Source organism: Pseudomonas sp. TE24901 (assembly GCF_054058375.1).
In genome coordinates this window covers 498,157-514,771 of the sequence record NZ_JBSSAF010000002.1, presented here as the reverse complement: position 1 = coordinate 514,771, position 16,615 = coordinate 498,157, and the positions used below count along the sequence as shown (strand labels likewise).

General features: G+C 61.7%; 12 protein-coding genes and 1 pseudogene. 2 read left to right on the top strand and 11 right to left on the bottom strand.

The annotated features are described in order from the left end of the window. Window positions 1–12: 12 nt before the first annotated feature. Window positions 13–861 carry a metal-dependent hydrolase gene (locus ACVWVP_RS06035; protein WP_457404711.1) on the top strand — a complete coding sequence of 283 codons (849 nt, stop codon included), beginning with the start codon at window positions 13–15 and terminating at the stop codon, window positions 859–861. Here the strand turns inward: ACVWVP_RS06035 and ACVWVP_RS06030 are convergent. Continuing rightward, entirely contained in the window at window positions 858–2,930 is a 2,073-nt protein-coding gene (locus tag ACVWVP_RS06030) for a PTS sugar transporter subunit IIC/EAL domain-containing protein (protein WP_178922420.1), read from the bottom strand. The genes ACVWVP_RS06035 and ACVWVP_RS06030 overlap by 4 nt on opposite strands. 268 nt (window positions 2,931–3,198) lie before the next feature. On the opposite strand from ACVWVP_RS06030, the gene ACVWVP_RS06025 reads away from it, so the two are divergent. After that, window positions 3,199–3,531 (top strand): DUF6388 family protein, encoded by a 333-nt coding sequence (locus tag ACVWVP_RS06025; RefSeq protein WP_178922418.1) that lies wholly within the window; start codon window positions 3,199–3,201, stop codon window positions 3,529–3,531. On the opposite strand, the gene ACVWVP_RS06020 is transcribed toward ACVWVP_RS06025, so the two are convergent. From ACVWVP_RS06020 to tssH, 10 genes and pseudogenes are all read right to left on the bottom strand, one after another. After that, entirely contained in the window at window positions 3,524–4,363 is an 840-nt protein-coding gene (locus ACVWVP_RS06020; RefSeq protein ID WP_457404707.1) for a serine/threonine-protein kinase, read from the bottom strand. The two genes, ACVWVP_RS06025 and ACVWVP_RS06020, sit on opposite strands and share 8 nt — an antisense overlap. Beyond that, entirely contained in the window at window positions 4,360–5,076 is a 717-nt protein-coding gene (locus tag ACVWVP_RS06015; RefSeq protein WP_178922408.1) for a PP2C family protein-serine/threonine phosphatase, read from the bottom strand. Before ACVWVP_RS06015 ends, ACVWVP_RS06020 begins: the two co-directional genes overlap by 4 nt. After that, window positions 5,073–8,456: pseudogene (tssM, locus tag ACVWVP_RS06010) on the bottom strand (type VI secretion system membrane subunit TssM). Before tssM ends, ACVWVP_RS06015 begins: the two are co-directional and overlap by 4 nt. 15 nt (window positions 8,457–8,471) lie before the next feature. Continuing rightward, window positions 8,472–9,338, bottom strand: a complete 867-nt coding sequence (icmH, locus tag ACVWVP_RS06005) for a type IVB secretion system protein IcmH/DotU (RefSeq protein WP_259171651.1) — start codon at window positions 9,336–9,338, stop codon at window positions 8,472–8,474. 5 nt (window positions 9,339–9,343) lie between these two features. Then, the gene (gene tssK, locus ACVWVP_RS06000; protein WP_457404704.1) at window positions 9,344–10,672 is read right to left on the bottom strand and encodes a type VI secretion system baseplate subunit TssK; all 1,329 of its coding nucleotides are present in this window, start codon (window positions 10,670–10,672) and stop codon (window positions 9,344–9,346) included. Between the two features lies 1 nt (window position 10,673). After that, window positions 10,674–11,168 (bottom strand): type VI secretion system lipoprotein TssJ, encoded by a 495-nt coding sequence (gene tssJ / locus ACVWVP_RS05995; RefSeq protein WP_457404701.1) that lies wholly within the window; start codon window positions 11,166–11,168, stop codon window positions 10,674–10,676. After that, window positions 11,165–12,343, bottom strand: coding sequence for a type VI secretion system-associated FHA domain protein TagH (gene tagH / locus ACVWVP_RS05990; protein WP_457404698.1), 1,179 nt, complete (start codon window positions 12,341–12,343; stop codon window positions 11,165–11,167). The genes tssJ and tagH overlap by 4 nt, the downstream gene beginning before the upstream one ends. A gap of 15 nt (window positions 12,344–12,358) precedes the next feature. Then, window positions 12,359–12,490, bottom strand: a complete 132-nt coding sequence (locus ACVWVP_RS05985; protein ID WP_178922396.1) for a type VI secretion protein — start codon at window positions 12,488–12,490, stop codon at window positions 12,359–12,361. A 55-nt stretch (window positions 12,491–12,545) separates the two neighbouring features. Further along, complete coding sequence (locus ACVWVP_RS05980; RefSeq protein WP_457404696.1) at window positions 12,546–14,081, bottom strand: sigma-54 interaction domain-containing protein; 1,536 nt, start codon at window positions 14,079–14,081, stop codon at window positions 12,546–12,548. Further along, window positions 14,078–16,606 carry a type VI secretion system ATPase TssH gene (gene tssH / locus ACVWVP_RS05975; RefSeq protein WP_457404694.1) on the bottom strand — a complete coding sequence of 843 codons (2,529 nt, stop codon included), beginning with the start codon at window positions 16,604–16,606 and terminating at the stop codon, window positions 14,078–14,080. The genes ACVWVP_RS05980 and tssH overlap by 4 nt, the downstream gene beginning before the upstream one ends. Window positions 16,607–16,615: the final 9 nt, after the last annotated feature.

The window sequence follows — 16,615 nt, the reverse complement described above, 5'->3', positions numbered from 1 at the left end:
GGAGCACGCGCCATGCTGCCGATCCGTCGCGATATTCGTTTTGCCTTGCCCGCCGAGCGCATCAAGAACTGGCACGAACAGGGCCCGTTCATCACGCATTTCTTCAACGCCTTGTCACTGTTGTTTCCCCAGGGCGAGCTGTTTTTCATGGACAGCGTGCGCCACTACCGCCAGCGCATCGACGACCCGCAATTGAAAAAGGAGATTCAGGGTTTCATCGGCCAGGAGGCCATGCACAGCCGCGAACACGTGGCCTACAACGACCTGCTGCAAGCGGCGGGCTTGCCGGCGCACACCCTGGACCGGCGCCTCAAGTTCATCCTCGACCTGCAGAAAAAACACCTGCCGCCGTCGTTCAACCTGGCGGTGACCATCGCCCTTGAGCACTACACCGCCATGCTCGCGGAAATCCTGCTCAGCGACCCGTCGCGTTTCGGCGATTCGCTCAAGGGCTACCAGCAAATGTGGTACTGGCATGCCCTCGAAGAAACCGAGCACAAAGCCGTGGCCTTCGATGTGTGGAACACGGTGATCGCGCCCGGGCCAAAGCGCTATCTGCTGCGCACCGGCACCATGCTGACCACCACGGTGTTCTTCTGGCTGGTGGTGTTCGACTTTCACGTGCGGTTGTTGATTGCCGACCGCAAATCGGTCGGGTTTCTGAAGGGCTTCTGGCGCATGCTCAAGTTCCTGTATGGCCCCAAAGGCGTGTTCCCACGCATGCTGCGCCCCTGGCTGCACTACTTCAAACCGGGCTTTCACCCGTGGGACCACGACAACCGCGCACGCCTGGCGCGCATCGATGGGCTGGTCGAAGAAATCGAACAGACCCAGCGCGACTACGCGTCGGCCCAGGCCTAAGCCTGCGCCGCCGCACGCGCACGCACAAACCCCTGCAACTGATCGCCGGGCAGTGCCTTGCTGAAATACCAGCCCTGGATGAAGAGCTCAGTGCCGGTATTGAGGAACGCCAACTGCTCGGCCGTCTCCACGCCCTCGACCACCACGCCCAGGTTCAGCGCCTCACAAAAGCGCAGCATGCCGGTGAGCACCTGGGCGCCCTTGGGGTCGTGCTGTGCCACCACAAAGCTGCGGTCGATCTTGATGAAGTCCACCGGAAATTGGTGCAAGTAGCTCAAGGCGGAGAACCCAGTGCCAAAGTCATCGATATACACCTTGGCGCCAATCGCCTGCAGTTTCTGGATGGTCCGGCGCGTGACCTGGATGTCGCTGACCAGCGCGTCTTCGGTGATTTCCACCGACACTTGGCCGTGGGCCTGGGTGAGGATTTCCACCAGGCGATCCCCATAAGCGGCGTCCGTCAGGGTGGCGCTGGAGATGTTGATGGTCATCGGCAAGGCAAAGCCGATCTTCTGCCACTTCTGGTATTGGCGCACCGCCTGGGACGCCACCCACACATCCACATCGGGCATCAACCGGGCCTGGGCCAGCCATTGCAGGAACTCCCAGGGTGAGTGCACCGTGCCCTGGTTGTCACGGGCACGCATCAACGCTTCGCAGCCGGTGCACAGGCCAGTACGCGTGGAAACCTGAGGCTGGAATTCGAGGTAGAACTCGTAATCGCTGATCTGCTGGATGCGGCTCAGCTCCACCGCCTGGCGCGCCAGGGTCTTGTGGGACGCCAACACCGGGTCCAACTCCAACAGGCGACCTTTCTCTTCGAGACCGCGGAAGGTCATGTCCAGTGACTTGAGGTACACCGTGCCGCCTTCGGTGGATTGGCGGTGAATCGCTCTAACGTAGGGGGCGTAAACCAACGTGCCGACGCCCAGGAGCGCCATTTGCAGCACCACTGCAGCCACGTCCCCATGAGTGCTCAAATACGCGTTTAGCAACACCGGCGCGGTGAACGGCACACTTGCCACCGCAGGCGACACCCAGCCCAACTGCACCACCGTCAGCGCCACCATGGCGTTGATCGCCGGCACCAACAGAAACGGGATGAACAACCGCGGGTTCAGGATGATGGGCAAGCCAAACAGCAGCACTTCGCTGACGTTGAACAACGACAGCGGCAGGCTGGCCATCGCCATCAGGCGCATGGATTGGCTCTTTGAAAACAGCAGGATCGCCAGCAACAGGCACAACGCGCCGCCCGAGCCACCAATGAAGGCGAAACAGCCCAGCAGGCCACTGTTGAGCAGGTACTTGATCGGTTCACCCGCCGCCAACGACGCACCGTTGAGCACCACGGCCTGGTCCAGCACATCGAACAACGGCTGCATGGCATACACGCCGTGGATGCCAAAAAACCACAGCAGCGAGTTCATCAGGGTCACGAACAAACCACTGCCATAGGGCGCTTGCAGCGCATCAAGCACCTGCGGCCCCTGCAGTTGCGCCACATACGGAATCTGCAACAGCATCGACAACACCATCACCAGGCACAACGCGGTGATCGCACCCGGCACCACCATGTTGATGGTGCCCCGCAAGTTGTGCCCTACCAGGTCTTCGTTGACCAGGCGAGTCCAGCGAAAGCGGTGCAGCCAGGCAACCGCCGGCACATTGATCAGCGGCGAGGCAATGGCGATAAACAACACGAAGGTGGCCGAGGCCCGGGGGTATTCACGCAATACAAAGGTGGCGACCACCACATGGGCCAGGCACAGAAAGGCGACCGGCAACTGCGGCAGGCGGTGTTGAATCGCGAGCATGTAGCCAATCGAAGCCGCCACCAGCAGCGGAATCACCGAACTGATCTGGTTGTGCAGCCCGGCCAGGAACGCCACCACCTGCGGGTCGAAACCCAGGACCTTGGCGCACTCGGACAGGATCAGAAAACCGGCCGACACCAGCAGGCAGGGCAAGATCCACAACAGCCCCTCACGGATAGCGCGCAGCGACTCCGTGCTGGCCAAGGCCGCCAGGCGTTGAGTCAGGAACAGTTTGAACAGCGTTTTCGCCATGACCCATCCCTCTGCCCATCGCTCTGTGCCCCATCAGGCACTCCCCCCGCAAATCCTGGGTAACGCTACACGTCCTGGCACCAGGAGCGAAAGGCTTTTGCCGCGCCACAGGCAATTTTTCAATAGCCGGCGCCTGTTTGGTTGCCCGCCTCAGGGCCTGGGGGCTGCCCCTCTTCAGATTTCGTGATTCGCGGCGCTTCGTGGGCTAACCTCAACAGGCATCATCCAGCGCTTAAACAATGCCCTTAACACTACTTGGAGCCTACCTTTGACCCCACCTGGCGATAACCACCAACTGGCCCTCGACAGATTCCTTAAAGAGCACCCGGACGTTGCCACCGAACTGGACTCGCTGAACCCCTTGGCCGCCCAGGCCAAAGGCGAAACCCTGGCACACTACCGTGCCGAACGCCTGCATGAAGCCTTTGAAGCCGAAGCCGAGAGCCAGGGGTTGTTCGCCTGGGAGCTGACTCTCAAGCTCACCGCGGAATCGCCACACGCCTTCGAGGCCCAACGCCTTGAAGTGCACAGGGAAGTCGCACAGATGGCCGGCTTGAGTTGGGCCGAATACTGCCAATTGCATGACCTGCCCGCTACCTGAACCAGCGCCGCCCGGAACGCGCCATGGCCTCTCCCAGCTCCGCCACACAGAGGGTTCGCTGCCCGGGGTCCACGGCCAATGCCGAACGTAACGCAGCCCAACAATGCCTGGGCAATTGCCGGGGCCGAGGCAGCCGCTCGGTCGGTCGACGCTCGCCCAGGCGCTTGCCGTGGGCCAACTCGAACAACACACAGGCGACGGCGTAAAGGTCGGCACTGGCCGTCAAGGCACTTCCGGCCAGCAACTCCGGGGCCGCGTAGGCCGGGGTCCAGGCGTTGAGGCGATCACGGCTCAAACACGGCAACCCGGCCTCGGCCTGCGCCTGGCAATGGCCGAGGCCAAAATCGAACAAACGCACCCCGCCTTCGCCCATCATGATGTTCACCGGTTTTACATCGCCATGCAGTACGCCTTGTCGATGGACATAGGCCAACGCATCGAGCAATTGCACTGCGATCGGTTGCAAGGCTTGCCAGGGCAGGCCGCCTGAACGTTCCTTCAACAGTTGGTCGAGTGTGAGCCCGTGCATCAATTCCATGGTGAAAAATGCGGTTTGGTTGCGGGTGTCGACTTCAAACGAAAACACCCGCACGACATGCGGGTGCAGCAACCCACGCGTCAGGGCAAATTCACTGTAGAGCAATGCAGGTGCGTCGGGCACCTGGGAGAGGGGCTCGCCCAACACCTTGAGGGCCACCGCCGAGTTTGGCTCACCAAACTGTTCGTGCAACAGGTCGCGCGCGCGGTAAACCACCCCCATCCCGCCCGAGCCCAATACACGTTCCAGGTAGTAACGCCCAGCCAGCAGCGCCGGTGTCTCGGCAGCCGTCATCGCGGCTGCACCACCACGGCCGTCAGGTCGTCCCGACAAGGCCCGCGCAAGGCGGCTGCAAACAACTGATCCAGCACCTGGTGCGGCGTGCCCCTGCCCAGGGCGTTGCCCAGTTCAGCATGGCTAAGCCCCTGGTAAACGCCATCGCTGCACAGTAGAAACACATCACCCGGCCGGGTGCTGAGCTCCAGCACCTCAAGACGCAGCGAGTGCCCTGCCCCCACAGCGCGGGTCAGGGCCCTGGCATCTGGATGGGCCTGGGCCTGCTCTTGGCTCATCCGTTGCTCTTCCATCAATTGGCGCAGCAGGGAGTGGTCCTGCGACAACTGGTACAGGCGTTGCCCACGCCACAGGTAGCAACGGCTATCCCCCGCCCACAGGCACGCCGCACGACGGTCATCGAGCAACAACACCATCACGGTGCTGCCCATGACATCGTGCGCGTCGCAGTCGCTCAGGCGCCGGTTCAACCGTTGCAAACACCGTCGGACAGCGTCTATCCGTTGGTCAAGATTGCCCTCGCCGGGCAGCGCAGCAAGGCTGTCGACCACCGAGCGACTGGCCACATGCCCGGCCCCATGCCCTCCCATTCCATCCGCCACCGCCCAACAACCGCTTTGCCCACGGTCAAGGAACGCATCTTCGTTGCGCGCCCGCCCCTTGCCTTGCTCAGTGCGTGCAGCACTGTGCCAGGCCTGTTCGTGCGCATTCATAGTTGCTCCGGCAAACGGAAGGTGCGCCAGGCATCCATCTGGAATGGGCTGGGCGTGCGCTGGCTGACCAATAGGTAGTTGGCACGCAAACCGGCAAGGTCCGCCTTGAGTATTTGCGTATCCCGACCGTTCGCCGGCTCGCTCTGCATCAATTCAAAGAATCGAAACAACGACCAGGCGCCGCTGTTTTTCTCGATGCCCAGGGGTTGCTCGGCTTCCCGCTCAAGCACCAGGCTGCTGCGGCCATTTTCAGCCTCATAGGGCCAGGCCAGTGCCAATGGCATGATTGGCCCATGACGGTACTCCAGTTGCTGGTCGCCAACCCGCAGGGTCGCACGGCTGACAGCCTGGTCCAGGCTGTAGGGCGCCAGTGTGAAACGAACCGCCCACTCCCCCTGGTCCCCGCTGAAAAAGCTGCGGCGGACGGTATGTGCCTTGGTCAACTGTTCCAGCAGCGAGCGCGACATCGGCAGGCTGCGGCCCTCCAGCCCGCGCAAGCGATAGCGGTTGGCGTCGATGCCTACAAATGGCTTCAAGTAAGCGTCGTGGAACCGCGCCAGAACGCCCTGGGGTTTGAAAAACTCCTGAAAATCGCTCAGTGCCACGTCACTGGCGGCGTGGGCATTAAACGGGTATCGCTGCCGGATTGCCTTGGCATAAAGGCCGTACACCTCGCCTTGATAGCGCTGGTTTACATACACATAGGCGTCATCGAGCAGATGGCGCCAACTGTCGTCGGCAATGCCTTCGAGCCAACCCTTGATCGGAAGCGGCAGGCGTGTCGTAGCGTTACGCAACTGACTCAATGCGTCCTGCTGCCCCTCCATGCGCCGTTTGGCAAGCTGGAAGGCGGCCTGCTCGGGTGTTCCCTCTCTGTCCAGGGCTGCCAGCTGCAGGTGCAAAGCGTCGAGCTGGCGTAGCACCTGGGTCAACTCGGCACCCGGGTTCTGCTGGTCATCCAGCAGCTGATGCAGAGGTTCGAAACGGCGCTGCAATGCCCGCCGCGCGGCATCATCAGGGCCGGCCAAGGGCAGCTGGCCAAGCAGCGCCTCGGGTACCCTCGACTCTATCGCCGTGCCGAGCGCCCCGCCCGCGTCGTGGGTCAAGGTCTCCAGCGTGGCGTTGCCAGGCAGCAAACGCGTATTTTCAAGAATCTGCTGCAACATCAGCACCAGCGGTGACTGCGCCGAGGTCAGGTTCGCCAACTGCTCGGCGCCCTGCTTGAGGTCCTCGGTGCTGCGCAAGCGGATACCGCCCAGGGCATTGGCCCAGGCGTCGGCATATTCACTGAAGTAGCGTTGCTGTAACTCGACCATCAAGCGGCGCAGGTCCATCGCACTGAGATCGGTGGCCTCTCCCAATACCCAATTGTCCTGAGCAATCGCATTGACCAGCCGGGGACCTTGCTTCTCGAAATACTGCAGGTACCGTTTGCCGTAGAAACCGGGAATGGGGGGATCGAGCCCCTCGAACACACGGCCATCTGCGAGGCGATACGGCTCCAGGTTGCGCGATTGTTCGCGCAACACGCGATAGACCACCTCCGCCAGCGACTCGCCCCGCAGCGCTTGGCGTGCCTGAGCTATCAGGTTTTCATCCAACCGGGCAGCGAAAGGATGCTCGAGCAGGCGACTGAAATGTTCATTCAAACGCGCCTGTACCGCCGGCTCACCCGCATGGCGCAAGGACCAATGCCCCGCCATGCGTTGCGCCAACCATCCCGTATCACGGCGTGCGGGCAGGCTGAGCATCAGGTACGCACGCAGGTTGTCCAGCAAGTGTTCACGGTTGCCAAGGCTCGTTCGCACCTGGGCTTCGAGGAGACGGGTCACCTGGGACAAAAACAGTTGCAGCAACGCCTCTTCATAGGCCCTGACCAACGGCGCCCGCGTGGCCTCTCCCTGGTACAAGCCAGCCCGTTCAATCCAGTGCGTGTCCGCCGCAAGCGCAAACACCCGCGTGGATGCCAGGCGGTTGTCCAGCAAGGGCAGCAGCGCCAGGGTTTCGTCCGCACCGGGTTGCGCCGGAGTCGAAGCCTCGGCCAGAAAGGCCAGCTGTTCAAGCCGCTGATGATTGGCCGAGTAGCTGTGCCACCACAGCCCGGCGGCGAGGCCCACGACGAGGACAGCCGTAATCGCCAGGGCTCCCTGGCGTCGGCGCAGGCGGCGCAACTCTGGCCTCTGAAGCCCCGCAAGATCCGCCTCGGCAAAAATCACCCGGGCGAACAGGCCCTGCCCGAAGGGAGGGCGACGTTCAGCAGCGCTGCTCAGGTAAAAACCGCGCAGCCCGTTGATGCGCTGATAACGATGGGCGCAGAACGCCAATTCGATGAACTGGCACAAACGCTCACCGATTTGCGCCAACTGTAGTGGGAAATCCAGAATCCGAGCGCGACGCTCCGTGCTGCGCTCCTGGTGCAAACGCGTGATCAATTCACCGCTCAAGCGCTGCACCAACGCCTCGAATGCCTGGCGCACCACACCGACGTCGGCCCCAGCCTTGCCGATCACCACAGGCGCACCCAATACGCCGTCGGCCCCCTCGTTCAGAGGCGTATCGAAGAATTCGGCGTATCCCGGCAGGTGGTCTGCCTGGGTCAGGACCAGATAGATCGGTACGTCGACATGCAACACCTGCTGGATGTCCTGTAGTCGGGAATGAACCTGCCGGGCATGCAGGTTCAGGTCGTGCGCGTTGCTGCCCAGCAAGGTCTCGATCGACACTGTCACAACCACGCCATTGAGCGGTCGAGTCCGGCGCCTGGCCTTGCACAGGCCCAGCAAGGTCGCCCAGCCCGCAGCATCTACCGGGCTGTCGAGCTGGCTCAAGTAACGTCCAGCGGTTTCCACCAGCACACCCTGGTCGGCGAAATACCAGTCACAGAAGGCCGTACCCTGAGGGGTTGCCGGCTCTGTGCGATCCAGCGGCGATTGCACACCGCTGGCGGCCAACAGGCTGGACTTGCCACTCCCCTGCTGGCCGATCAGCAAGTACCAGGGCAAATCGCGACGCCATCCTGTGCCTCAACCCGCATAACGGTGAGTGGTTTTCAGGGTATGCAGGGCCTCCTTGAAACGCCCGCGTACGTGCCTGCGTTCGTTCTCCACAAGACCTTGATGCCTGTTTCGCGCCTGGTGCTCAGGTTTACCCTGCCGAACGGTGTGACGCGCGCTGGCAATCACCATCGCCAGGCCCCACAGCAGAAACAACAGGCTGATCGTCGACAGTCGGGCCGTTGGACTTTTCCAGAACCGGTGGTCATCCACGGCCAGCAGTGGCCCGAGGAACCAGACCATACAGGCCATCGAAAGCACCAGCAGCAGGCTCCATGCCCAACGCTTGCGCAGCACGGTGCCCGCGCCCTTGAAGAATGCGTTCATTGAATATTCCCTGCGTTACTGAGTCGCGCGCGTCAAAACCGGCGCTGAAGATTGATAGCGTTGCAGTATGTCGTCGCGCTGTTGCCCCAATACCCAGGCGGCTCCCGAATACATCGCCAGCACTACGACCAGGCCACACACGGCGCACCCGGTGGCCGAAACAACAGGCAGTCGCCTGCGGCGCGGCGCGCCTGCCGAGGGTGGCGCCGTGAAGAGAGGCGGCGGGTCGCCACGCACATGCCTGATCTGTCGATACAAGGCATCCCGAATCGCCTCAAGCTGCTCCCCTCCTCGCGTCATCACCCTGTATTTGCCTTCGAACCCCAACGCCAGGCACAGGTACAGAAGCTCCAGGGTTGCCAGGTGCTTGACCGGATCCCGTGACAGGCGATCCAGTACCTCGAAAAACTTTTCTCCACCAAACGTCTCGTGGTGAAACCGGCTCAGCAGGCTGACCTTCGACCAGTCGCTGTGATTGCCCCATGCCGTGGTGACCACCCCCTCATCCAGCACGCTGCATAACACGTAACGTGCGCACATCACCTGGCTGCTCTCGATGCCCTCATTCAAAGCACAGGTTTCGAAGCGGGCAATGCATGCACCCAGGCGGTCATTGAGGGACAGCAGGTTTTCCCGACCGGTACTGAGCTTGAGCCGGATCACTTCACACAGCACCTCCCAGGCGGCTGATACCAACGTGTTAGGCCCCACTTTGCAAGGCCGTGCACCCTGCCAAGTGGCGGCATAGATCATCCGGTCTTCCAACTGCTCGAACCGGGGGGTGGAAACGAAGTCTGTCACCGGCCCCTGTGGCGGCCCGTCCACCTCGCGGTCAAGCAGCACGGTTTTTTCGTCGGAGGGGTATTCACTGTCCTTGTTCATCGTATTCAATTCCTGATAGCCCAGAAGCTGAGCTCCAACTCAGTGAACTCGCCACTCACGTGGAAGGCAAAGCCACCCGACTGTTCCAATCGCGTGACGTCAGACGCGCTGAGTTCAAGCATGAAATAGGTTTTGCCTGCATGAAACGGCATCTGGCGTGGCGCCACCGGCAGTGGCCGCACCTTGATGCCCGCCAGTTGCAAGTTGACCAGCTCGCGTATCCGCTCCACGGGGCCGATCTTCAGGTGGGCCGGTAAACGATACCGGAGCACGTCTCCATCACACGGGGCCGCCGCCACCAGGATGAACGTCGCAGTGCCCAGTAGCGTGATGTCACTGATCGGGCACACCATCACACCGTATTGACGCTGCTGCAGCGCCAACTCGATCGCGTGCTGCTCCAGCACTATCGACAGCGCAGCACGCAGGCCGCCCATCACCGCACGAAAGCTCGCCCCCTGGTCGCTGTGCTGGTAGCGCATGTCGAGGTGCGCGCGCTTGCTCTCGCTGGCAAAGGTCGACAACTCGCCCAGGACCGACAACAGTTCACGGTACACCCCCTCCGGGCGTACTTGCGCTTGGGCCAGGTAGTGACGCAACACCGGCTCGCTGCGGTTGATCAACTGCAGCATCAGGAAATCCCCCACTTGTGCACCGGTTGCGCCATCGTTCCCACGAATCCTTTCGGCAATCGCATCGCCCCGACTCGCCAGCAAGCTGATCACCTCCTTGAGGCAGGACGCCACGTAGCCCGCCTCCTGCAGGTAGATGAAGGTCGGCGAGAAATCGGTATCCAGGGTAATGCCCCCTTCGATACTTGAACTCAGCAACTGAGCAATCTGGAGCGTCACGTAGGTGTTTTCGCTGCGTTGCTCACCGAGCACCAGGCGCAGGTCCGGCCGGGCGCAATGGATCTGGCAGCGGGAGTCTGCACCGGCATTCGAATCCCCTACTTCCGCTTCGCAGGCGACGTAACGTGCCTGCACCTCGGGCTGCTCCCGTGTGCGGGTCTCAACCTGACTGCTGGCGGCGAGCCTGAGTGCGAGGTAGATGCCCTGGCTGGCGGCGTTGACGGGGACTTCCAGTACGAGCGGTTCCATGGGCCCACCCAACTCGAACAGGCTGCCATCCGGTAATACCCCGCGGGCCCCGTTAACCACGAATTTGCCCAGATTGAGGTACTGCAAGTCGACGTCCAGGCTCAGGAACCCCCATGCGTTGCTGTCAAGCAAGCGCGTACGGTTGAGCTGTTGGTCATAATAACGATCGTTGTGTTGCAAGTGCTGGGGCCGCAGCAGCATGCCTTCACGCCAGTTAACCTTATGAACCTGCATGTCAGTTCTCCCCCTGGCTAGGGTGCGGGCTGACGGCGCGTATTCCGGCCTGGTCAAGTAACAGATGGCTACGGGTCAATTGTCGCGGAGCCAGGGGCACCACAAACCGCCATCGCACATGGGGCAGGTCACGGTAGGCCGCCAGCACCCCTACGTACCGGCTCTGTGGCTCGACCTTGAGTTTTAATACCTGACGTTCCCCAGGGCGCAGTTCCAGCTCCTCGCTGCTCACCCAATCCTTGGATAACGCGCGCTCGCCACGACCGTAGAGGCTGAAAAAATCCGCGTGCTCGAATGCCACCGGATGGGTCAGTTCAAGCAGTTGCACCACCACAGGGGAGGGGCGCCCATGAAGATCGGGGTTGAGCTGTTCACTGGCCGTCAATACCAGCTCCAGCTTGGTCACCGTCGACAACGGCGAAACGCTGCTGCAGCCTACGAGCAAGCCCAGTACAAGCGGTATTGAAATGGCCGTGGCACGTGTTGCGATCATCATCCCGGGTACCCCGCATAAAGCGTTGAAACCAGGCGCACCTGCTCGTCGTAGGCCCGAGCGAAATCCGCTCGCAGTTGATGTTCGCCCTGGGCGTCGTCTTCCATACGCTGTTGATAATGACGTCGATAGGCACGCCAATGCGCTCCGTCAACAGCAAACCTGGGAGACTTGCCCACGCGCTCGAAGCAGAGCAGCAAATGCCCCGGTGAGAATGCCGCCATCGTGTTGCGCGCCACCGTTCGACAGGCCACCAGCATAGCGACCTGATGCACCTGTATGTCCCGATACACTTGAGCAATGGCCAATTCGGCCGGCAACTGGCCCAACTCACCTGCTCCCAGCAAAGCGCTGATAGCACCTTGAACGTCCACACTGTCTTTCAACGGGTTCTGGCTTTTGACCAAGCGACCGGCCTCCCCCAGGTTGAACTCATGTTTGAGTTCATCGTGGGTGCGCAGGCTTTGCTGCAGCCCATCCACCGACTGCCTGAGCAGACCTGCGACCTTGATCGCCAACGCTTCGCGACCCGACGCATCGAGCGTATCCAGGCAGATACCCAGCGCCTCGCCGAAGCGTGCCCAGAACGCCGAGTCGTCCGAAGCCGTGCATGCAACGGGCTTCACAGGGAGGGCCTCTGCACAGGGCGCAGCCCGGCTTGGCACAACCAGATGGTCTCGCTCCACTGAGTCACGGCATGCCCACGGATCAGGTACACCCGCAGGGTCTTTGAACACAGACGGTCGTTCCAACGTTGCCTCAGGCGACTGCCCATGCACCAAAGCATCGAGCGGATCCAAGTACGCATCGTCCGGGATGATGCCTCTGAAGGCAGGCAATTGCGGGCCAGTCCGCGCAGCCTGCACGACCAGACTGGCGCGTATCGATAACGACCCCAGCAGGAAGACTTCACCTTCGACGATCAGGTGGGCCTGGCCTTTGTGCAGCGGTGTATCGGTATCGATCAACCGGATGCCGTTGCGGCTGATATCGGTCAGGAAATACTGCCCGTCACGGTAGCTGATCAGGGCATGGTGACTGGACAGAAGCCGGCTGGCGTCAGGGATAACCCAGTCGCAACCGGCACCACGACCGATCACCCCGCCGGTGCTCTCAAACACCTTGCGCAAGGGGGGCTCGCCGGTAGCGGCATCACACAGTTCAAACACAAGTTGCATGGCAGGTCTCCCCCATCATTGGCCACGACGAGTCGCCTGGGGGTCACCCAAAGGACGATAGTCAGCATCATCAAACACATAATTGGCGTTACAACCGGCCAACAGACACAGCACAAGCATCAAGGCTTGCCACAGGCGATCAAACATCAGGTTTCTCCAGGGAAGGTAGGGCGTCAGCGCGCGACAAACACAGGCAGTCCATTCAGCACTCCCCCCGGGCGTCACCAACAGGAATGTTCAAGCGTGCAAGCCGATAGAGCAGTGTGCGACGAGCAACCCCAAGCTCCCGGGCAGTGCGCGTACGATTGCCACGATTCTTGTGCAGGCAATCAATCAGGAACACGCGCTCTACGCGTTCCAGTCGCTGGCGTAACGTCGACTCAGCGGCGGCATTGGCAAGCTCTGGCGCAGGTGACAGCGACAGATGCTCCGGCAGGATCACACCGTCATCGCACATCAACACCGCTCGCTCCACCAGGCATTTGAGTTCGCGCACGTTGCCCGGGAAGCCATGGCTGGAGAGTTGATCAAGCGCGGCGCCGGACCAGCTCAGCGTGGGCTTTTCGAGGGAAGAACACGCCTGCTCGGCGAAGTGACGAGCCAGTAGCAGCACATCTGCGCCCCTGTCGCGCAAGGCAGGCAGCTCGATGGGAAATTGCGCCAGGCGGTAGTAGAGGTCCTCGCGAAACTGGCCCTGCGCGACCATCGCCGCCAGGTCACGGTGAGTCGCGGCGATGATCCGCACATCGACCTTGTGGGAAGCACTGGCACCCAGCGGGCGAACCTCCCCCTCCTGCAACACCCTCAGCAGTTTCGCCTGCAGGGACAGCGGCATGTCGCCAATTTCATCCAGCAGCAGCGTGCCTCCCTGGGCGGCATCAAACAGGCCCGCATGGTTGCGCTCGGCACCGGTGAACGCACCTTTGCGATAGCCGAACAGTTCACTCTCCAGCAAGCCTTCGGGGAAGGCCGCGCAGTTCTGCACCACAAACGGCCGGGCACTGCGCGGGCCCGCGTTATGGATTGCGCGTGCCACCACCTCCTTGCCGGTGCCGGTTTCACCGCGCAGCAGTACGGTAAACGGTGCCCGCAGAACCTTGTCTATCAAGCGACAGGTTGCTTCCATCGCCGTGCTGCTGCCGATCAAGCCATAGCCCCCTGCGACTGGGGTGTTGCGTTGGCGAACCGTTGTGCACGCCCCCCGCTGAACACTGCGCCACCTGCCCCATTGACTCAGCGCAAAGCCGGCCAGTTGGGCCACTGAAGCGGCATAGCCTTGCAAGCACACCGCGTGCGCGCTTGCGTACAACACCACACCACAGATCACGTTGTGCCGGTTGAACAATGGCAGGCATGACAGCGAGCGCCAAGGCGTCGTGGTCGCGGGCAGGAAACCACTGTCATGGACACTGCCGCACACGTCGTCAAGGTTCAGGGCGCAACGTTGATTCAACACGTAATGCAACAGCGGTTCGTTCTGGAAATCCTCGTCCGCCGCCCGTTCGCCAACAGGCGTTGAACAAGGCAGATGCTGAGCGATCAGCCAGAGCCGGCCGGTCGTTTCATCTCGCTCGTACAGCTGGCAAAGCTCGCAATCACTCAACTGAGCTACAGCCGTCACGCACAGTTGAGGCAACATCGATGCATCACTGTCAGCCCCCAAACGTGCATACCAGCCCAGCAGGCGCTCTGCATACGCCAGCGGTTGAGGCAAATGACCAAACAAGGTGTCCATCATTGGCTGAACTCGCAGGTTGGCAAGCCATCACCGTCCAGGGTTGCATGGACCCGTGAAAAGGACTCGCCAACGGCCATGTCCTCGAGAAGTCGGTCGACCATCCGCGGCAGCAGGTTCAGCTCGATCCATTGGTCGATGTACCTGGCGCCGCTGTCGCTGTGCAGGCATCGATCGGCCATGTGCGCCACCAGCTCATCGGTGAAGCTCAGCGCCAGCCTGCGCTGTTGCATGCGTCGCCCGAGCCGCTCCAGCCTCAGCCGCAGGACGTCTTCCAGCATTTCACGTGCAAGGGGGTAGTACGGTACAACCCGCATCCGGGCGAGCAACGCCGGTTTGAAGTGAGCCCGCAACTCAGGGTGGATGGCTTCTTGCAGAACCTGCGGATCGGGTCGCCTGCCCTCCGCGCACAGGGTGGTGATGCTGTCGCTCCCCAGGTTGGACGTCATGAGGATCAACGTATTGCGAAAATCGATTTCCCGGCCTTCACCGTCGTTGGCAAACCCTCGGTCAAAGACCTGGTAAAACAGGTTCAATACTTCCGGGTCAGCCTTCTCGACCTCATCGAGCAGCACGACCGAATAGGGACGCTGGCGCACCGCTTCGGTCAGTACCCCACCTTCCCCATACCCCACGTACCCCGCAGGGGCACCGATCAGCCGGGACAGGGAGTGTTTTTCCTGATACTCCGACATGTTCAACGTGGTCACAAACCGCTCACCGCCGTATAACAGGTCCGCCAGGGCCAGGGCCGTTTCGGTCTTGCCTACACCACTGGGCCCCACCAGCAGAAACACCCCGATAGGCGCGCCAGGGGCGTTGAGGCCTGCAGCAACGGCGCGCTGGTTTCGATCCAGGGCAATCACTGCCTGTTCCTGCCCTAGGATGCGTGTGCGCAGTGCGTCGGCAAAACCCAGGACTCGCTTGCTGCTTTCGTACGCCAGTTGCTCGACAGGAATCGCGGTCCAGGCACTGATGACCTGCGCCACCAGCCGTGGGCAGACCTCGTGGTTGAGCAATCGCTCTTCACTCGCGTCCGGCACCGTTGCAGTGACCTGAATGCCCTCGCCATCAAGCCGCTGCTGACGCTCGGAGATGAGCCGTTCTGCCACCCCTCGTTGCTCGGCCCAGCAATGTTCCAGGCGCTGGCACTCAAGCTCAATGGCTTGCAACCGCAGGGTCAACGCATGCAACGCCTGCTCGTCAATCGCCAGGCCGGCGTCACGATCGCGCGTCAGTGCCGTGCGCTGCCGCGTGCCTTCGGCCAGTACGGCACGCAGGCGTTGTAACGCGTCAGGCGCGGTCGTCAGGCTGATACGTACCCGGGCACAGGCCGTGTCCAGTACGTCGACGGCTTTGTCCGGCAACTGCCGCCCGGCAAGGTAGCGAGCACTCATCTGCACGGCGGCCACGACCGCATCATCACGCACATAAACCCCGTGGCTGGCCTCATAGACTGGAACCAGGCCACGTAGAATGGACACGGCCGCTTCCACACTCGGCTCTCCCACCACCACAGGCTGGAAACGCCGCGCCAGCGCCGGGTCTTTTTCAATATACTTTTTGTACTCTGACCACGTGGTGGCCGCAATCATGCGTAACTGGCCACGCGCCAGGGCTGGTTTGAGCAGATTGGCCGCATCGCTGCCACCCACTTGGGCTCCGGCTCCCACCAACGTATGCGCCTCATCGATAAACAGCACTACGGGCTGCGCGCAGGCGCTGACCTCGTCGAGCACACCTTTGAGCCGCCGCTCGAACTCGCCCTTGATACTGGCACCCGCCAGCAGCAGGCCCATGTCCAATGTGAGGATGCGTACACCCTTGAGCGGTTCCGGCACCTGTGACGAGACCACTTGCAAGGCCAGGCCTTCGACCACGGCCGTCTTGCCAACCCCGGCTTCGCCCACAAGAATCGGGTTGTTCTTGCGCCGACGTACCAGGATGTCGACCAACTGGCGGATTTCGTCATCACGGCACAGTACAGGGTCAATCCGCCCTTCACGGGCCTGACGCGTGAGGTCATGGGTAAAGCGTTCCAGCCACGACTCGTCGGAATGACGAGGAACACTTTGCGTTGCCTGGCCCTGAACAAACTCACGCACGCGCTGCGCATCCAGGCGGCTCAAGACCTGTTGATAGCCACTGCCGGCATGCTGCAGCGGGTGACGCAGCAGCGCCAACAGCAGTGCGGCATGGTCGACTTCGACTTGCCCCAGTTCGAGGTGGGCGACCATCAACGCATGCTGTAGCCAAAGCACCAGGGTCTGGGCGAACACTGGGTTACACGCCGCACTCTGTTGGTCCTTGAGCTGCAAGGTGGCCTGGAGCTCGCCGACCTCGATACACGCGTCCAGCAGCGCATTCACCAGCAAACCATCGGGATGTTCCAGCAACGTCGCCAGCAGGTCTTCTACCAGGACCTCCTTGCCACCGCGTATCACACAGCGCTCGGCTGAACGCTCAAGGTCGCGACGAGCCTGGGCAGTCAGTGTTCGGATCAGTTGTTGCAAATCGACATTCATCATAATCATCAA

What these genes read in the sequence shown, in the direction of transcription:
- ACVWVP_RS06035 (WP_457404711.1), top strand. Translation starts at nt 13, where the DNA reads ATGCTGCCGATCCGTCGCGATATTCGTTTTGCCTTGCCCGCCGAGCGC.
- ACVWVP_RS06030 (WP_178922420.1), bottom strand. Translation starts at nt 2,930, where the DNA reads ATGGCGAAAACGCTGTTCAAACTGTTCCTGACTCAACGCCTGGCGGCC.
- ACVWVP_RS06020 (WP_457404707.1), bottom strand. Translation starts at nt 4,363, where the DNA reads ATGACGGCTGCCGAGACACCGGCGCTGCTGGCTGGGCGTTACTACCTG.
- ACVWVP_RS06015 (WP_178922408.1), bottom strand. Translation starts at nt 5,076, where the DNA reads ATGAATGCGCACGAACAGGCCTGGCACAGTGCTGCACGCACTGAGCAA.
- icmH (WP_259171651.1), bottom strand. Translation starts at nt 9,338, where the DNA reads ATGAACAAGGACAGTGAATACCCCTCCGACGAAAAAACCGTGCTGCTT.
- tssK (WP_457404704.1), bottom strand. Translation starts at nt 10,672, where the DNA reads ATGCAGGTTCATAAGGTTAACTGGCGTGAAGGCATGCTGCTGCGGCCC.
- tssJ (WP_457404701.1), bottom strand. Translation starts at nt 11,168, where the DNA reads ATGATGATCGCAACACGTGCCACGGCCATTTCAATACCGCTTGTACTG.
- tagH (WP_457404698.1), bottom strand. Translation starts at nt 12,343, where the DNA reads ATGCAACTTGTGTTTGAACTGTGTGATGCCGCTACCGGCGAGCCCCCC.
- ACVWVP_RS05985 (WP_178922396.1), bottom strand. Translation starts at nt 12,490, where the DNA reads ATGTTTGATCGCCTGTGGCAAGCCTTGATGCTTGTGCTGTGTCTGTTG.
- ACVWVP_RS05980 (WP_457404696.1), bottom strand. Translation starts at nt 14,081, where the DNA reads ATGATGGACACCTTGTTTGGTCATTTGCCTCAACCGCTGGCGTATGCA.
- tssH (WP_457404694.1), bottom strand. Translation starts at nt 16,606, where the DNA reads ATGATGAATGTCGATTTGCAACAACTGATCCGAACACTGACTGCCCAG.